Source organism: Bacillus sp. z33 (assembly GCF_058313615.1).
Genome location: NZ_JBZFQN010000003.1, coordinates 1 through 16,273, shown reverse-complemented (window position 1 = coordinate 16,273; position 16,273 = coordinate 1). Strand labels below are relative to the sequence as shown.

Sequence of the window (16,273 nt, the reverse complement as noted above, 5' to 3'; positions counted from 1 at the left end):
ATTTACCTCTTAGTTATGGGGTATTTTTGCAATCTTACCTTGTTCAATATAAACAAGCAATATAGAAATATCGGCTGGGTTTACTCCTGATATACGGGAAGCCTGTGCCATTGATAATGGACGTACCTGTTTCAATTTCTGGCGTGCTTCTGAAGCTAACCCCGTGATGTCATCATAATCAATAAAATCAGGGATTCTCTTATTTTCCATCTTTTTCAGCCTTTCAACTTGCTGAATGGATTTTTCAATGTATCCCTCATATTTAATCTGTATCTCCACCTGCTCAGCTACATCGTCCGATATTTCAATATCAGAGGGGATTAATTGGCTGATGTGCTTGTATGTCAATTCTGTCCGTCGCAACAGTTCATTGCCGCGTATCCCATCCTTCAGCTCACTGCTAGCCCATTCTCTTAAATAGGATTGAGTGGTTTCATTCGGCTTAATAATAGTAGTAGCAAGCCTTCCGATTTCATTCTGAATGGCTTGTTTTTTGGTTAAGAAGCGTTCATAACGATCCTCGCTGATCAATCCAATGCGATAACCTATTTCTGTTAACCTCAAGTCAGCATTATCATGTCTCAGCAATAAACGGTATTCAGCACGGGATGTCAACAATCTGTATGGCTCATTTGTACCTTTTGTTACCAAGTCATCAATCAGAACCCCTATATAAGCATCCGAACGGCTCAGAATAATCTCTTCTTCATTCAGAGCTCTGCGGCCAGCGTTAATACCTGCCATTAAGCCCTGACCAGCAGCTTCTTCATAACCTGAAGTGCCATTGATTTGCCCAGCTGTATATAAGTTTTTGATTTTCTTCGTTTCTAAAGTTGGCCAGAGCTGTGTCGGTACGATTGCATCATACTCAATAGCATAGCCAGGACGCATCATTTGGACATTTTCGAGTCCCGGGATAGTCGCAAGTATTTCTTTTTGCACATCTTCCGGCAAACTTGTAGATAGTCCTTGTACATATACTTCATTCGTATTCCTGCCTTCAGGCTCAAGGAAGATTTGATGGCGAGGCTTATCATTAAAGCGAACGACTTTATCTTCTATTGATGGGCAATAACGCGGTCCAGTTCCCTTGATCATTCCAGAATACATCGGAGAACGGTGTAAATTATTATCTATAATTGTATGTGTTCCTTCGTTCGTGTACGTAAGCCAGCATGGCAATTGGTCCGTGATAAAGGCTGTTGTTTCGAAAGAAAAGGCCCTTGGTATATCATCGCCCGGCTGTATTTCAGTTTTATTATAGTCAATTGTATCACCGTTTACCCTTGGGGGTGTACCAGTTTTGAAACGAACCAAATCCAATCCGAGTTCTTCTAGATGTTCTGAGAGCTTAATGGATGGCTGCTGATTATTTGGACCGCTGGAGTATTTTAGTTCTCCTAAAATAATTTCACCACGTAAAAAAGTACCTGTTGTGATGACAACTGCTTTTGAATGATAGATCGCGCCTGTCTGCGTTATAACACCTTTACATTCTCCATCCTCAATTAATAACCGGTCTACCATCCCTTGCATTAAGGTTAGATTTTTTTCGTTTTCAAGAGTTTTTTTCATTTCGTTCTGGTAAGCAAATTTATCAGCCTGTGCTCTTAACGCACGAACAGCCGGTCCTTTACCCGTATTGAGCATCCTCATTTGAATATGGGTCTTATCAATATTGCGGCCCATTTCACCGCCCAGAGCATCAATCTCTCTGACTACAATCCCTTTTGCAGGTCCTCCCACTGAAGGATTGCAGGGCATGAACGCAACCATATCCAAATTAATCGTTAATACAAGTGTTTTAGCCCCTTGTCTGGCTGCGGCCAAACCTGCTTCACAGCCTGCATGTCCTGCGCCTATTACTATTACATCAAATTCACCAGCATGATATGCCATAGTTTACCTCCTTATTTCCCAAGACAGAACTGCGAAAACAATTGATTAATTAAACTTTCATGGACACTTTCTCCAATAACTTCCCCTAATAGTTCCCATGATTTTGTTAAATCAATTTGAACCAGGTCAATAGGCACACCTTCATTAATGCCAGCCAGCGCGTCATCAATTGCCTGTTTAGCTTGATTCAAAAGGGCAATATGACGCGAGTTAGATACATATGTCGCATCGCCGGTATTTAAGTTCCCTTCAAAGAAAAGATTAGAGATGGCTTCTTCTAAGTCATCAATACCTTTGTCTTCTTTTAACGATGTTAAAATAATCGAATAGTCCTTTGCAGCAGCTTTTACTTTATTTATATCCAGTTTTCCTGGAAGATCTGTTTTGTTAATGAGCACGATAACATCCATGCCATTCACGGCTTCAAACAATAATTGATCTTCTTCAGTAAACTCTTCAGCATGGTTTAATACTAGTAGAATCAAATCAGCTTTTTTTAATACCTCTCTGGAACGTTCAACTCCAATTCGTTCAACTATATCTTCTGTTTCACGAATCCCGGCAGTATCCACTAAACGCAGGGGTACACCTCTTACATTAACATATTCTTCAATTACATCCCTCGTTGTACCGGGAATATCGGTAACAATCGCTTTGTTTTCCTGAACCAAACTATTTAATAAAGAAGACTTCCCTACGTTTGGTCTTCCAACAATAACAGTCGAAATGCCTTCTCTTAAAATTTTTCCCTGATGACTGGTTTGCAGCAATTTTTCAATTTCAGCGCTGACAAACTCGCAACGTTCCTTAAATAGGTGATGGGTCATTTCTTCCACATCATCATATTCAGGATAATCTATATTCACTTCCACCTGTGCCAATGTTTCAAGAATATCCTGGCGCAGGTTTTTTATTAATCTTGATAGTTTCCCTTCAATTTGCCCCAAAGCTACATTCATTGCTTTATCTGTTTTAGCTCTGATTAGGTCCATAACCGCTTCCGCTTGAGATAAATCAATCCGTCCATTTAGAAATGCCCGTTTTGTAAATTCACCAGGCTCAGCTAAAGCAGCTCCCTGTCTTAAAATAAGTTGAAGTACCCGATTCACAGAAACTAAGCCACCGTGGCAATTGATTTCAACGATGTCTTCACGTGTGAACGTATTTGGAGCTTTTAACACGGTCACCATCACTTCTTCTATGAGGGAATTTGTTTTAGGGTCTATGATATTCCCATAATGAATGGTATGGCTTGGTACTTCAGTCAATCTTTTTCCTTTTGGGCTGCGATAGACCGTATCTGCAATATTTATTGCTTCATTGCCACTAATACGAACAATCCCAATCGCTCCCTCGCCCATGGGAGTCGATATCGCAGCAATTGTATCAAAATCCATGAAGTATACTCCTTTCATAAAAGAAATAAACAATACTATTATATATCGGCTAATATCTTTATCTGCCGTTCTTATCCACAATCATTAAAATGCAGTACGTATAATTTTAACTTATCCACATGTGAATAACAAGAATCTAAGCACATTCTTCCTTTTCATGACATTATTATCTTTTGCAATTGTCATATTGGATAGTTTGTTCATTAAATGGAAATTTTACTTTATTTTACTTCTTAAGCCGCTCCATCAAAAAAATCTCCGAAATCATCCGGAGATTTTAATCACACTATTTATTTTGACGCAATCACAATATGTCGATTAGGTTCGGAACCGGCAGAATACGTTTTGACTTTTTTGTTATTCATCAATGCCGTATGAATCACTTTTCTTTCAAAGGAAGGCATCGGTTCCAATGATACTTCTTTTTTGGTGTAGATGGCTTTGTTTGCCATCTTCTCCGCAAGATTAGTTAATGCTTCATTTCTTCTGCTCCGGTAATCCTCCGCATCCAGCATAATCGTTAAATATTGAGAAGAGTTTTTATTGGCAACAAGTTGCGTCAGGTATTGAAGGGAATTTAAGGTTTGACCCCTTTTTCCAATCAGCATGGCTATTTTTTCACCTGATAACTCAAATGTAACTACTTTGCCTTCTTGCTTATGATGAACATGTACCTCTGCACCCATTTTTTCTGCTACATTCTCGATGAATTGCTTTGCTTCTGCTAACGGATCATGCTTAACAGTCACCTTAACAATAGCCGGTTTTGAGCCAAACAGGCCTAAAAAACCTCTTTTTCCTTCATCTACAACTTGGATTTCAATCTTTTCCTTCGTTGTATTTAATTCCTTAAGAGCAGATTCAACAGCTTCATTAACTGTTTGGGCTGTAGCGGTTACTTGTTTCACTTTTTCTTACCTCCGGCATTTACATTTGATTTATCGGCTCTTGCTTGCTTTAAATCAGGCCCTTTAATGAAGTAAGTTTGGGCAATCGAGAAAATATTACCAACAACCCAGTATAGAGATAGTGCTGCCGGGAAGTTAATTGCGAACACAATAATCATAATCGGCATAATGTATAGCATCATTTGCATAGTTGGATTATCATCCTGTCCAACCATGGATATTTTTTGTTGAATAAAGGTTGTTACCCCTGCAATCAGCGGAAGGATAAAGTATGGATCCTTGTCTCCTAAATCAAACCAAAGGAAACTATGATTAGCGATTTCAGTTGTTCTCATAATTGCATGATAGAACGCAATCAAAATTGGCATTTGGATAAAAATCGGCAAACATCCTGCTAAAGGATTTACACCATGTTTTTGAAACAAAGCCATTGTTTCCTGTTGTAGCTTTTGCTGAGTTTCAGCATCTTTAGAGCTGTATTTCTCTTTCAACCTATTCATTTCCGGTTGAATAGCCTGCATAGCTTTTGTGCTTTTAATTTGTTTAATCATCAATGGCAAAATCAATAATCTAACCATTATAGTGACAATAATAATGGAAAAGCCAAATTCATTTCCAAGTAACTCAGCCATTTTGGTTATCAGCCAAGAAAGCGGATAAACAAAGTATTGGTTCCAAATTCCTGTACTTTCTGAAGTGATCGGTTGATTAACTTCACTACATCCCGATAGAACAGCGGTGAGAAAAATAACCGAACCAAAGAGAAGCATATGTTTCTTCTTCAAGCTTTATTTCCTCCTAACTAACTTAAAAGGTTTTAACCTCTTATATGCAATAAATGTATTTTAACATCTTTTAGATGTCCATGCCTAACATGTTTTAGGCTTTTTTGTAACAGAACGCCATGCTTATATTTTTTTCAAGACGCCTGCACGTTTTAAAACATGAATAAGGCTTGCTTTCGATTCATGAAAATCCATTTCTGAAGTTGGCTTTCTGGCCACTACAATATAGTCATTTCCTGACATGATTCGATCTTCTAATTCTAAGAAAGATTGTCTAACATAGCGTTTAACACGATTTCGTGTCACTGCGTTACCAATCTTTTTACTTACTGAAAGTCCAAGCCGAAAATCTGCCTGTCCCCTCTTTTTAAATACGTATATGACAAATTGTCTGTTTGCAAAAGACTTGCCCTTTTGAAATACTTCCTGGATTTCCTGATTTTTTTTTATCCTGCGCTCTTTATTCATTTATCCACCTGCACTTAACACATACATTTCAACTTATAATTGGGGTCAATTTTCCAAAAACCCATTACAGTTCCATTGTACATCATTAACAAATTTCAGCATTATTAAAACGTCAATTTAAACTTATAAATTATATATTCCAGATCTCTTTCCACCAAAACTGCTCTAAACTTAAAAAAAGACCACTGAAAAGGTCAGTGGTCTAGGCAGATAAAACTTTTCTTCCTTTACGACGACGAGCTGCAAGAACACGACGTCCGGTTTTAGTGCTCATACGGGCACGGAACCCATGAACTTTGCTGTGTTTACGTTTATTTGGTTGGTACGTTCTTTTCATATAGTACACCTCCCTGAGGATTACAGTTAAAGACAGTCTTTACAATTATATAGATGGCAATACGTAATTGTCAACTTATACTTTTAAACAACGAAAAACTCTCCATACTGATCCCCTCAAACTTCTCTAAATGAATCTGCATGAAGTTTTCCTCATTTCTTTTTTACAAATTAGACTTGCCGTCTATGGATAGGTTGTGGATAATTAAATTAATCAATTTTAACAATCCACACCCCTTTTCGACAGGTTTCTCACAAATAAACCTCTTGTGGAAAACTTTAACCCCCATCCACTGCATATTGTGGATAAACAACAAAAAACGTTGCAACTCCAGCAAATTTTTGATATCATATTTTTTGTTTTCATTCTTAATAACTTATCCACATAAATAACTTATCCACACATTGTTAATAACATGTGGATAGAATTTTGCGCAGTACCGTATAACTTTGTCCACAGGAAGTGGATATTGTCGAAAACTAATAATCCCCATAATATTCCTTATGCATAGTTTTTTATATTTATACATTTTCTATTTATTTTGTCTAAATTCGAGTTTATGGTGGTTTGGCTGTCTTAGAAGGAGGATCAACGAGTGAAAAATATAGATGAACTATGGAAGCACTCATTATCAATATTAGAAAAGAAAATAAGCAAGCCAAGCTTTGAAACCTGGCTAAAATCAACAAAGGCACATTCCTTAAAAAAGGACACACTTACTGTGGTAGCACCAAACGAATTTGCCCGCGATTGGCTGGAAGAACGTTATTCAGATGTCATAGGTGAGGTTTTATACGAAAGTACAGGGGAACAACTGGAAGTTAAGTTTATTATTCCCCATAACCAAAAAGAGGAAGACTACGATTTACCGGCTCCGGCGAAAAGGGTCAGAAGAGGAAGTGATGAGCAGCATGAGATTCCGCAAACCTTATTAATACCTAAGTATACATTTGATACTTTTGTTATTGGGTCCGGTAATCGTTTTGCACATGCTGCATCCTTAGCTGTAGCAGAAGCACCTGCAAAAGCCTACAATCCTTTATTTATATATGGAGGAGTTGGGCTTGGGAAAACGCATTTAATGCATGCAATTGGTCATTATGTTTTAGAGCACAACCCATCAGCCAAGGTTGTTTATTTATCTTCAGAGAAATTTACAAATGAGTTTATTAACTCAATCCGTGATAATCGAGCAGAAGATTTCCGCAATAAGTATCGCAGTGTCGATGTTCTGCTAATCGATGATATCCAATTTTTAGCTGGAAAAGAGTCTACTCAGGAAGAATTTTTCCATACGTTCAATGCACTTCATGAGGAAAGTAAGCAAATCGTAATCTCAAGTGACCGCCCTCCGAAGGAGATACCTACTCTTGAAGACCGGCTGCGATCTCGTTTCGAATGGGGTTTAATCACCGATATTACGCCTCCGGATCTTGAGACTAGAATTGCGATCCTACGGAAAAAAGCGAAAGCTGAACGTTTGGATATTTCAAATGAAGTCATGATTTATATCGCAAATCAAATCGATTCCAATATTCGTGAGCTCGAAGGTGCACTCATACGTGTCGTAGCTTATTCATCCTTAATAAATAAGGATATTAACGCTGATTTAGCTGCTGAAGCGTTAAAAGATATTATTCCTAATTCGAAACCAAAAATCATTTCTATTGCGGATATTCAGAAGGTAGTTGGAGAATACTTTAATATAAAACTAGATGATTTCAAAGCTAAAAAACGGACAAAATCGATTGCTTTTCCTAGACAGATTGCCATGTATCTCTCCAGGGAGCTGACGGACTATTCTCTTCCTAAAATAGGTGAAGAGTTTGGCGGACGGGATCATACAACTGTTATACATGCCCATGAAAAAATATCTAAGCTTATGCAAAGCGATCCTCAGATGCAGGATCATGTTAAAGAAATTACGTTAAAACTTAACAGTCACTGATTAACAAAGTAGTTACTAACTGTTGATAATCAAGTAAGTTGTTATCAAGATTACTCACAGTCTGTCCACATGTGGATAGACTGTTTTTCAGTCGAAAAGTCTAGTTATCCACATTTCCACAGGCCCTACTAGTACTTCTTCTTTTATTTTTAAATATAAATTAATAAATATGTATCTAAAATCAATCATCATTATTGGGAGGATTACTCATGAAAATTACGATTCAGCGTGACCGTCTCGTCCAAAGCGTGACAGATGTTCTAAAAGCGGTTTCGACCCGAACTACTATACCGATTCTAACTGGAATAAAAATCAAAGCGACTGAAGAAGGAGTTACCTTAACAGGAAGCGATTCTGATATATCTATCGAATCTTTCATTCCAGCTGAAGAAGAAGATAATGAATTAGTTGAAATTAAAGAGCCTGGATCTATTGTTTTACCAGCCCGTTTCTTTGCTGATATCGTAAAAAAACTTCCTGAAAGTACTGTAGATTTAGAAGTATATGCCCATCTACAAACAATTATTCGTTCAGGAAAAGCTGAATATAAACTCAATGGGCTAAATGCTGAAGATTATCCACAGCTTCCTCAAATGGAGGAACAGCATATGTACTCCATGCCAATAGATTTGTTAAAGAATATCATTCGTCAAACTATATTTGCAGTGTCCACCTCAGAAACACGCCCTGTGTTGACAGGTGTAAACTGGCGTATTGAAGATGGACAACTTATCTGTATTGCAACAGACAGCCACAGGCTGGCCATGAGGAAAACGGTGATTAATGGAAATGGAGACAGCTACAGTGTAGTAGTCCCAGGGAAGAGCTTGAATGAATTGAGCAAAATCCTTGATGATACGGATGAAGAAATCAATATTATATTTACAGAAAATCAGGTTCTGTTTAAATCAAAAAATTTATTATTCTTCTCAAGATTATTAGAAGGAAATTATCCAGATACATCCCGATTAATACCAAATGAAAGTAAAACGGATGTTAAAATCAATACAAAAGAACTTCTCCATGCCATTGATCGTGCTTCTTTATTAGCGAGAGAAAGCCGGAATAATGTCGTTAAGCTTTCTACGATTGAAGATTCTTATATTGAAATTTCTTCCCATACACCAGAAGTTGGCACGGTAACAGAGGAAATCCTTACACAAATGATCGAAGGTGAAGAATTAAAAATATCCTTTAGTGCGAAATATATGATGGATGCCCTAAAAGCATTAGACGTAACAGAAGTGACGATTAATTTCACTGGAGCCATGAGACCGTTTGTTCTTAAAGGTGTGGAAGACGACAGCATGCTTCAGCTTATATTGCCAGTAAGAACATATTAACTTTATTCATTCAAAGAACCTGTTTGTATATATGCATCGAAACAGGTTCTTTTTGTGCAAAACCAAATTATTTAGTAAAATAAACTTTTAGAGACTTTTACAGGTGGGATCTTATGATGGAATCAATACACATTCAAACCGAGTATATTACTCTCGGACAATTTTTAAAATTAGCGAGTATCATCGATTCTGGAGGAAGTGCAAAATGGTTTCTTGCAGAATATGAAGTATACGTAAATGGTGAACTGGATGTTCGCAGAGGCAAAAAACTCCGGGTTGGAGACCGTATTGAAATCCCGGAAGTCGGTTCCTATATCATTACGGATTAAAGTAAAGGATCTGAGATATGTATCTTGAAAAGATTAGTCTTCAGCATTATAGAAACTATGAAAGTCTGACTGCAGAATTTGAAAATAAAGTGAACGTTATACTGGGGGAAAATGCCCAGGGAAAAACAAACGTGATGGAAGCTATGTATGTATTGGCAATGGCCAAGTCTCACCGCACCTCAAATGATAAAGATCTTATTGGGTGGGACCAGGAGTATGCTAGAATAGAGGGTAGAGTGCTTAAAAAAAGAGGGACTCTTCCCTTAGATTTAATTATCTCCAAAAAAGGCAAGAAAGCCAAAATTAATCATTTAGAGCAAAAGCGTTTAAGCCAGTATGTTGGCAATATGAATGTGATCATGTTTGCCCCTGAGGATTTAAACCTGGTTAAAGGCAGCCCTTTAATTAGAAGACGATTTATAGATATGGAAATAGGACAAGTATCACCTGTTTATTTACATGATAGTAATCAATACCAAAAGATTCTTAATCAGCGAAATGCGTTTTTGAGACAGGTGCAACTGAGCAAAAAATCAGACGATGCCATGCTTGCTGTTCTAAATGAACAATTTATTCATTATGCTGCAAGAATTCTTTTAAAAAGATTTGAATTCCTAGAATTGCTTAAAAGTTGGGCTAAACCTATCCATAAAGGCATTTCAAGAGGCCTTGAAACACTGGATATTCAATATAAACCATCCATAGAGGTATCAGAATCTATGGATTTGTCGAAAATAGTAGAAAGATTTCAGGAAAAATTTGATAAAATAGGTACAAGGGAAAAAGAACGTGGCACAACATTAATTGGTCCCCATAGAGATGACTTGCAATTTTTCGTAAATGGACATGATGTGCAAACGTTTGGATCACAGGGTCAGCAAAGAACTACGGCATTATCTTTAAAATTAGCTGAAATTGAACTAATTCATTCAGAAATTAATGAATATCCAATTCTTCTGCTTGATGATGTTCTTTCTGAACTGGATGACTACAGACAATCTCATTTGCTGAATACCATTCAAGGTAAGGTACAAACATTTGTAACGACCACAAGCGTTGATGGAATCGATCATCAAACATTGAGGGAAGCCGCGACCTTTCAAGTGAAAAGCGGAACAATGTCCAGAGTGAAATGAGGTGGTTCGGATGTATCTTCATGTCGGAAACGATATTGTAGTTAAAATCAGTGAACTGGTTACGATACTTGATGCTAAGATGCTATCTGGTTCAACTGGTCTGCAAAAATTTTTGGATGAAAATAAGGTCATTGATTTGGCTGAAGGTAAGTCCAAATCAATTGTGGTCACCGGTTATCACATCTATCTTTCACCAATTGGACCAACTGCTTTGAAACGAAAAACCGCAAAGATGTCTACGTTGTAACACAACCGATAAGATACGAAATAATGCATGAAAAGTGTAGGTGAAATGGTTTGACAATGGAGCAAAAAGAAATACAAAAAGAATCTTATGATGAAAACCAGATACAAATACTTGAAGGGTTAGAAGCGGTACGTAAAAGACCCGGTATGTATATTGGTTCTACAAGTTCCAGAGGGCTTCACCATCTGGTCTGGGAAATTGTTGATAACAGTATCGATGAGGCACTGGCAGGATATTGTGATGAAATTAATGTATTCATCAATAAAGATAACAGTATTACGGTAAAGGATAATGGCCGTGGTATTCCGGTTGGTATACACGAAAAAGTAGGCCGTCCTGCAGTAGAAGTTATTATGACTACTTTGCATGCCGGCGGTAAATTCGGCGGCGGAGGCTACAAGGTCTCCGGCGGGCTTCACGGTGTAGGTGCTTCAGTTGTTAATGCCCTGTCTACTGAATTAACCGTGCGTGTAGAACGTGAAGGCAAGATTCACCTTCAACGTTTTGAAAGAGGAGTACCAAAAGGTGAGCTTGAGATCTTAGGTGAATCCGACCGTACTGGTACAACTATTACATTTAAACCGGATGACGAAATTTTCACAGAAACTCTTATTTATGAATATGAGATTTTGGCTGTAAGGTTAAGGGAATTAGCCTTCTTAAATCGTGGCATTAAGATTACGATTAAGGATGAACGTGAAGATGGTAAAGAAAATGAATATTACTATGAGGGCGGCATTAAATCCTATGTAGAACACCTCAACCGTACAAGAGAGGTACTTCATGAAGAACCAATCTTTGTAGAAGGTGAAAGAGACGGAATTTCTGTTGAAGTTGCTTTGCAATACAATGACAGTTTTACAAGTAATATTTATTCATTTGCCAATAATATTCATACTTATGAAGGTGGGGCCCACGAATCTGGTTTTAAAACAGCCTTAACGCGTGTGATTAATGACTATGCAAGAAAATACGGTATTTTCAAGGAAAATGACCTGAATCTAACCGGCGAAGATGTTCGAGAAGGCTTAACAGCAATCGTATCGATTAAGCATCCGAATCCCCAGTTTGAAGGACAAACGAAAACCAAGCTAGGCAATTCTGAAGCAAGAACGATTACAGACTCTGTTTTCTCTGAAAAAATGGAAAAATTCCTGCTTGAGAATCCAAGCGTAGCAAGAAAAATTATTGATAAAGGATTAATGGCAGCGAGAGCGAGAGCGGCAGCCAAGAAAGCCCGCGAACTGACTAGAAGAAAGAGTGCCTTGGAAATATCCAACCTACCAGGGAAATTAGCAGATTGCTCTTCCAAAGATCCATCGATAAGCGAAATTTACATCGTTGAGGGTGATTCTGCCGGTGGATCGGCAAAATCCGGCCGTGATCGTCACTTCCAGGCCATTTTGCCATTGCGCGGTAAAATATTAAACGTAGAGAAGGCACGTCTGGATAGAATTCTTGGCAATCAAGAGATCAGAATGATTGTAACAGCCTTAGGAACAGGTATTGGCGAGGATTTTGATATTACGAAGGCTCGATATCATAAAGTTGTCATTATGACTGATGCCGATGTTGATGGAGCTCATATCAGAACTTTATTGCTGACGTTCTTCTACCGTTATATGCGACCGCTTCTTGAAAATGGGTATATCTATATTGCACAGCCGCCTTTATACAAAATACAGCAAGGCAAACGTATAGAGTATGCTTATAATGATCGAGAGCTGGAAAGTATTTTGAAGGAGCTTCCTAACCAACCAAAACCTGGTATGCAGCGTTATAAAGGTTTGGGAGAAATGAATGCGACCCAGCTATGGGATACAACCATGGATCCGGAACACAGAACCTTGTTACAGGTCACTCTAGAAGATGCAATTGATGCTGATGAAACCTTTGAAATGTTAATGGGTGACAAGGTAGAACCACGTCGTAATTTCATTGAAGACAATGCATTGCATGTTAAGAATTTGGATATATAAATTCGGTTGATTTTTCAGTATGGTCTTAAATGCGATTGTTATGAAATTGGGAAATAGCAATCCATACATGTTTCCTGCAGGATAGACAACAACTATCCTGTCTTTTTACATGTATAACTGGATTTTGCGGATAAGAGGAGGTAATTCCATGGCGGAAATGGAAAACTCGAGAGTTAAAGAAATAAATATAAGTCAGGAAATGCGAACATCGTTCTTGGATTATGCTATGAGTGTTATCGTAGCCAGAGCACTTCCGGATGTTCGTGATGGGCTAAAGCCTGTTCATAGGCGTGTACTGTACGCTATGAATGATTTAGGTATGACGTCGGATAAAGCATTTAAGAAATCAGCACGTATCGTTGGTGAAGTTATCGGTAAATACCATCCTCATGGTGATACGGCAGTCTATGACACGATGGTTCGTATGGCTCAGGACTTCAACCTTAGGTACATGCTGGTAGATGGACACGGTAACTTTGGATCTGTTGATGGTGATTCAGCTGCGGCAATGCGTTATACAGAAGCCCGTATGTCTAAAATATCAATGGAGTTAGTCAGAGACTTAAACAAGGATACAATTGATTACCGAGACAACTACGATGGTTCAGAAAAGGAACCTGTTGTACTTCCATCACGTTTTCCTAACCTGCTTGTAAATGGTTCTTCCGGAATTGCGGTTGGTATGGCTACGAATATTCCTCCGCATCAATTAGGAGAAGTCATTGATGGTGTGCTTGCTTTAAGTAAAGACCCTGAGATCACCATACAGGAATTGATGGAAATTATCCCGGGCCCTGATTTTCCAACTGCTGGACAAATTTTGGGTAGAAGCGGTATTCGCAAGGCTTATGAAACTGGCCGCGGTTCCATCACGTTAAGGGCAAGATCGTTTATTGAGGAGAAACCAAACGGTAAACAGGTCATTATTGTAACTGAACTTCCATACCAAGTGAACAAAGCCAAACTAGTTGAACGTATTGCAGAGTTGGTACGGGATAAGAAAATCGAAGGTATTACAGATTTACGTGATGAGTCTGACCGTAATGGTATGCGTGTCGTAATTGAATTAAGAAGAGACGCGAATGCGAACGTACTTTTAAATAATTTATATAAACATACAGCTATGCAAACAACATTTGGTATTAATATGCTCTCTCTTGTTGATGATCAGCCAAAGGTTCTAAATCTGAAACAAATGCTATATTACTATTTGGAACACCAAAAAGTAATCATTCGCAGAAGAACGCAATTTGAGCTTCGTAAAGCAGAAGCAAGAGCGCATATTTTAGAAGGATTGAGAATTGCACTCGACCATATCGATGAAATTATAGCCTTAATCCGTGGTTCTCAAACTACTGATATAGCAAGAGAAGGATTAATGACTAAGTTTGAATTGACTGAAAAGCAAGCTCAGGCAATCCTTGATATGCGTCTGCAACGATTAACAGGTTTAGAGAGAGATAAAATCGAAAATGAATATAAAGAGCTTATGACATTGATTGGCGAATTAAGAGCCATTCTTGCTGACGAAGAAAAGCTTCTTGACTTAATTCGTGAAGAGTTAACTGAAATTAAAGAACGGTTCAATGACGAAAGAAGAACAGAAATTGTATTGACCGGTCTTGAACACATTGAGGATGAAGACTTAATTCCTCAAGAGAATATCGTTATCTCTTTAACAAATAAAGGGTACATTAAGCGACTTCCGGCTTCAACTTACAGAAGTCAGCGCCGTGGAGGACGCGGCATTCAGGGAATGGGTACCAATGAAGATGATTTTGTTGAGCATCTGCTTACAACTTCAACGCACGATACGATCCTCTTCTTCACGAACAAAGGGAAAGTATATCGTTCGAAGGGTTATGAAATCCCTGAATATGGACGTACAGCTAAAGGACTCCCAATTATAAACTTACTTGAGATTGAAAAAGGTGAGTGGATTAATGCGATTATTCCGGTTGAAGAATTTGTGGATGATTGGTTCTTATTCTTTACTACAAAACAAGGGATTTCTAAACGTTCGCCATTATCTTCTTTTGCCAATATAAGAAACAATGGACTGATTGCAGTTGGTTTACGTGAAAATGATGAATTGATATCCGTTAAATTAACTGATGGCACACGAAACATAATCATTGGAACAAAAGATGGGCAATTGATCCGATTCCCGGAAACTGATGTACGTTCAATGGGACGTACAGCAACGGGTGTTAAAGGTATTACCTTAAGTGAAAATGATGAAGTAGTCGGTATGGATATACTCGAGGAAAATCATGATATATTAATTGTTACTCGCAATGGATACGGTAAGCGGACCGGAGAAGAAGAATATAGAATCCAAAGCCGTGGCGGTAAAGGAATCAAAACATGCAATATAACGGATAAAACAGGTTCTTTAGTATCTGTAAAAACTGTTACAGGGGAAGAAGACCTTATGGTTATTACTGCAGCTGGTGTGGTCATCCGTATGGATGTTGGTCAGATATCCCGTTTAGGCAGAAATACAATGGGTGTTAAATTGATCAGACTTGAAGCTGGTGATGATCAATATGTGTCCACGGTAGCTAAGGTACAAAAAGACGAAGATTCACCTGGGGACGACGAGCAGGAAGAATCTATAGAAGAAAAAGATCTAGGTACAGATACCGAATCACTGAATTCAAGTGAAGAAGAATAATAGATGTATATTAAATAGACTTTCCTGACAACACCTCTTTCTTTTGATAAGAGGTGTTGTTTTTAGTGAGGATTGTTTAAGTTATTTTTTGTTTATTGAGCATTAACATTGGTCTGACTTGGCGGGTATGCTAATGAGTGAAAGAGAGTTCAGATTGTAGGGATGAAGCTGATAAGTGTCGGAGATTGCATCTGATTTTAGGTAGTCATGTGATTCAGTAAACTTTTTTGTTATTTTTTAAATAAATGTATTGCATTACTGATTAGAAGTTGATATACTAATTTAGCTGACCGAGAAACATCGGGAAGCAAAGAGCTATAAAAATAAAATTAAAAAGTTGTTGACAAACGATTGCTAACTTGATATGATAGTTAAGTCGTTAAAACGACAATAAAACAGATTGTTCTTTGAAAACTAAACAAAACGAAACGCCAAGCAAGTCTAAAAAACAAGAGATTTTATAAATCTCGTCAATTTGCTTTAAAAATTTAGCTAGATCAAACATCTTTCGGAGAGTTTGATCCTGGCTCAGGATGAACGCTGGCGGCGTGCCTAATACATGCAAGTCGAGCGAATCAAAGGGAGCTTGCTCCCAATGATTAGCGGCGGACGGGTGAGTAACACGTGGGCAACCTGCCCGTAAGATTGGGATAACTCCGGGAAACCGGTGCTAATACCGAATAGGTTCTCTTTTCACATGAGGAGAGAAGGAAAGTTGGCTTCGGCTAACACTTACGGATGGGCCCGCGGCGCATTAGCTAGTTGGTGAGGTAACGGCTCACCAAGGCAACGATGCGTAGCCGACCTGAGAGGGTGATCG

13 protein-coding genes and 1 rRNA gene are annotated in these 16,273 nt (G+C 38.2%); 8 read left to right on the top strand and 6 right to left on the bottom strand.

The window, feature by feature from the left end:
• Positions 1-9 precede the first annotated feature (9 nt).
• From mnmG to rpmH, 6 genes are all read right to left on the bottom strand, one after another.
• Entirely contained in the window at positions 10-1,899 is a 1,890-nt protein-coding gene (gene mnmG, locus AC4G3L_RS11950; RefSeq protein ID WP_491077212.1) for a tRNA uridine-5-carboxymethylaminomethyl(34) synthesis enzyme MnmG, read from the bottom strand.
• Positions 1,900-1,910: 11 nt separating this feature from the next.
• Positions 1,911-3,296 carry a tRNA uridine-5-carboxymethylaminomethyl(34) synthesis GTPase MnmE gene (gene mnmE / locus AC4G3L_RS11945; RefSeq protein ID WP_491077211.1) on the bottom strand — a complete coding sequence of 462 codons (1,386 nt, stop codon included), beginning with the start codon at positions 3,294-3,296 and terminating at the stop codon, positions 1,911-1,913.
• Positions 3,297-3,586: 290 nt separating this feature from the next.
• The gene (jag, locus tag AC4G3L_RS11940) at positions 3,587-4,204 is read right to left on the bottom strand and encodes an RNA-binding cell elongation regulator Jag/EloR (protein ID WP_491077210.1); all 618 of its coding nucleotides are present in this window, start codon (positions 4,202-4,204) and stop codon (positions 3,587-3,589) included.
• Positions 4,201-4,989 (bottom strand): YidC family membrane integrase SpoIIIJ, encoded by a 789-nt coding sequence (gene spoIIIJ, locus AC4G3L_RS11935; RefSeq protein WP_491077209.1) that lies wholly within the window; start codon positions 4,987-4,989, stop codon positions 4,201-4,203. Before spoIIIJ ends, jag begins: the two co-directional genes overlap by 4 nt.
• Before the next feature lie 123 nt (positions 4,990-5,112).
• Positions 5,113-5,457 carry a ribonuclease P protein component gene (rnpA, locus tag AC4G3L_RS11930; RefSeq protein ID WP_491077208.1) on the bottom strand — a complete coding sequence of 115 codons (345 nt, stop codon included), beginning with the start codon at positions 5,455-5,457 and terminating at the stop codon, positions 5,113-5,115.
• A 202-nt stretch (positions 5,458-5,659) separates the two neighbouring features.
• Positions 5,660-5,794, bottom strand: a complete 135-nt coding sequence (gene rpmH, locus AC4G3L_RS11925; protein ID WP_491077207.1) for a 50S ribosomal protein L34 — start codon at positions 5,792-5,794, stop codon at positions 5,660-5,662.
• 595 nt (positions 5,795-6,389) lie between these two features.
• On the opposite strand from rpmH, the gene dnaA reads away from it, so the two are divergent.
• The 8 genes from dnaA to AC4G3L_RS11885 form a co-directional block, all read left to right on the top strand.
• Entirely contained in the window at positions 6,390-7,742 is a 1,353-nt protein-coding gene (gene dnaA, locus AC4G3L_RS11920) for a chromosomal replication initiator protein DnaA (protein ID WP_491077206.1), read from the top strand.
• A gap of 209 nt (positions 7,743-7,951) precedes the next feature.
• Entirely contained in the window at positions 7,952-9,085 is a 1,134-nt protein-coding gene (gene dnaN / locus AC4G3L_RS11915; RefSeq protein WP_491077205.1) for a DNA polymerase III subunit beta, read from the top strand.
• A 113-nt stretch (positions 9,086-9,198) separates the two neighbouring features.
• Positions 9,199-9,414, top strand: a complete 216-nt coding sequence (yaaA, locus tag AC4G3L_RS11910; protein ID WP_491077204.1) for a S4 domain-containing protein YaaA — start codon at positions 9,199-9,201, stop codon at positions 9,412-9,414.
• Positions 9,415-9,431: 17 nt separating this feature from the next.
• Positions 9,432-10,550: a DNA replication/repair protein RecF gene (recF, locus tag AC4G3L_RS11905; RefSeq protein WP_491077203.1), complete on the top strand. Its 1,119-nt coding sequence runs from the start codon at positions 9,432-9,434 to the stop codon at positions 10,548-10,550.
• A gap of 10 nt (positions 10,551-10,560) precedes the next feature.
• Positions 10,561-10,797: an extracellular matrix regulator RemB gene (remB, locus tag AC4G3L_RS11900; RefSeq protein WP_491077202.1), complete on the top strand. Its 237-nt coding sequence runs from the start codon at positions 10,561-10,563 to the stop codon at positions 10,795-10,797.
• A 56-nt stretch (positions 10,798-10,853) separates the two neighbouring features.
• Positions 10,854-12,776, top strand: coding sequence for a DNA topoisomerase (ATP-hydrolyzing) subunit B (gene gyrB, locus AC4G3L_RS11895; RefSeq protein WP_491077716.1), 1,923 nt, complete (start codon positions 10,854-10,856; stop codon positions 12,774-12,776).
• Between the two features lie 148 nt (positions 12,777-12,924).
• Entirely contained in the window at positions 12,925-15,453 is a 2,529-nt protein-coding gene (gene gyrA / locus AC4G3L_RS11890; RefSeq protein ID WP_491077201.1) for a DNA gyrase subunit A, read from the top strand.
• A 505-nt stretch (positions 15,454-15,958) separates the two neighbouring features.
• Positions 15,959-16,273, top strand: a 16S ribosomal RNA gene (locus tag AC4G3L_RS11885); the annotation flags it as partial.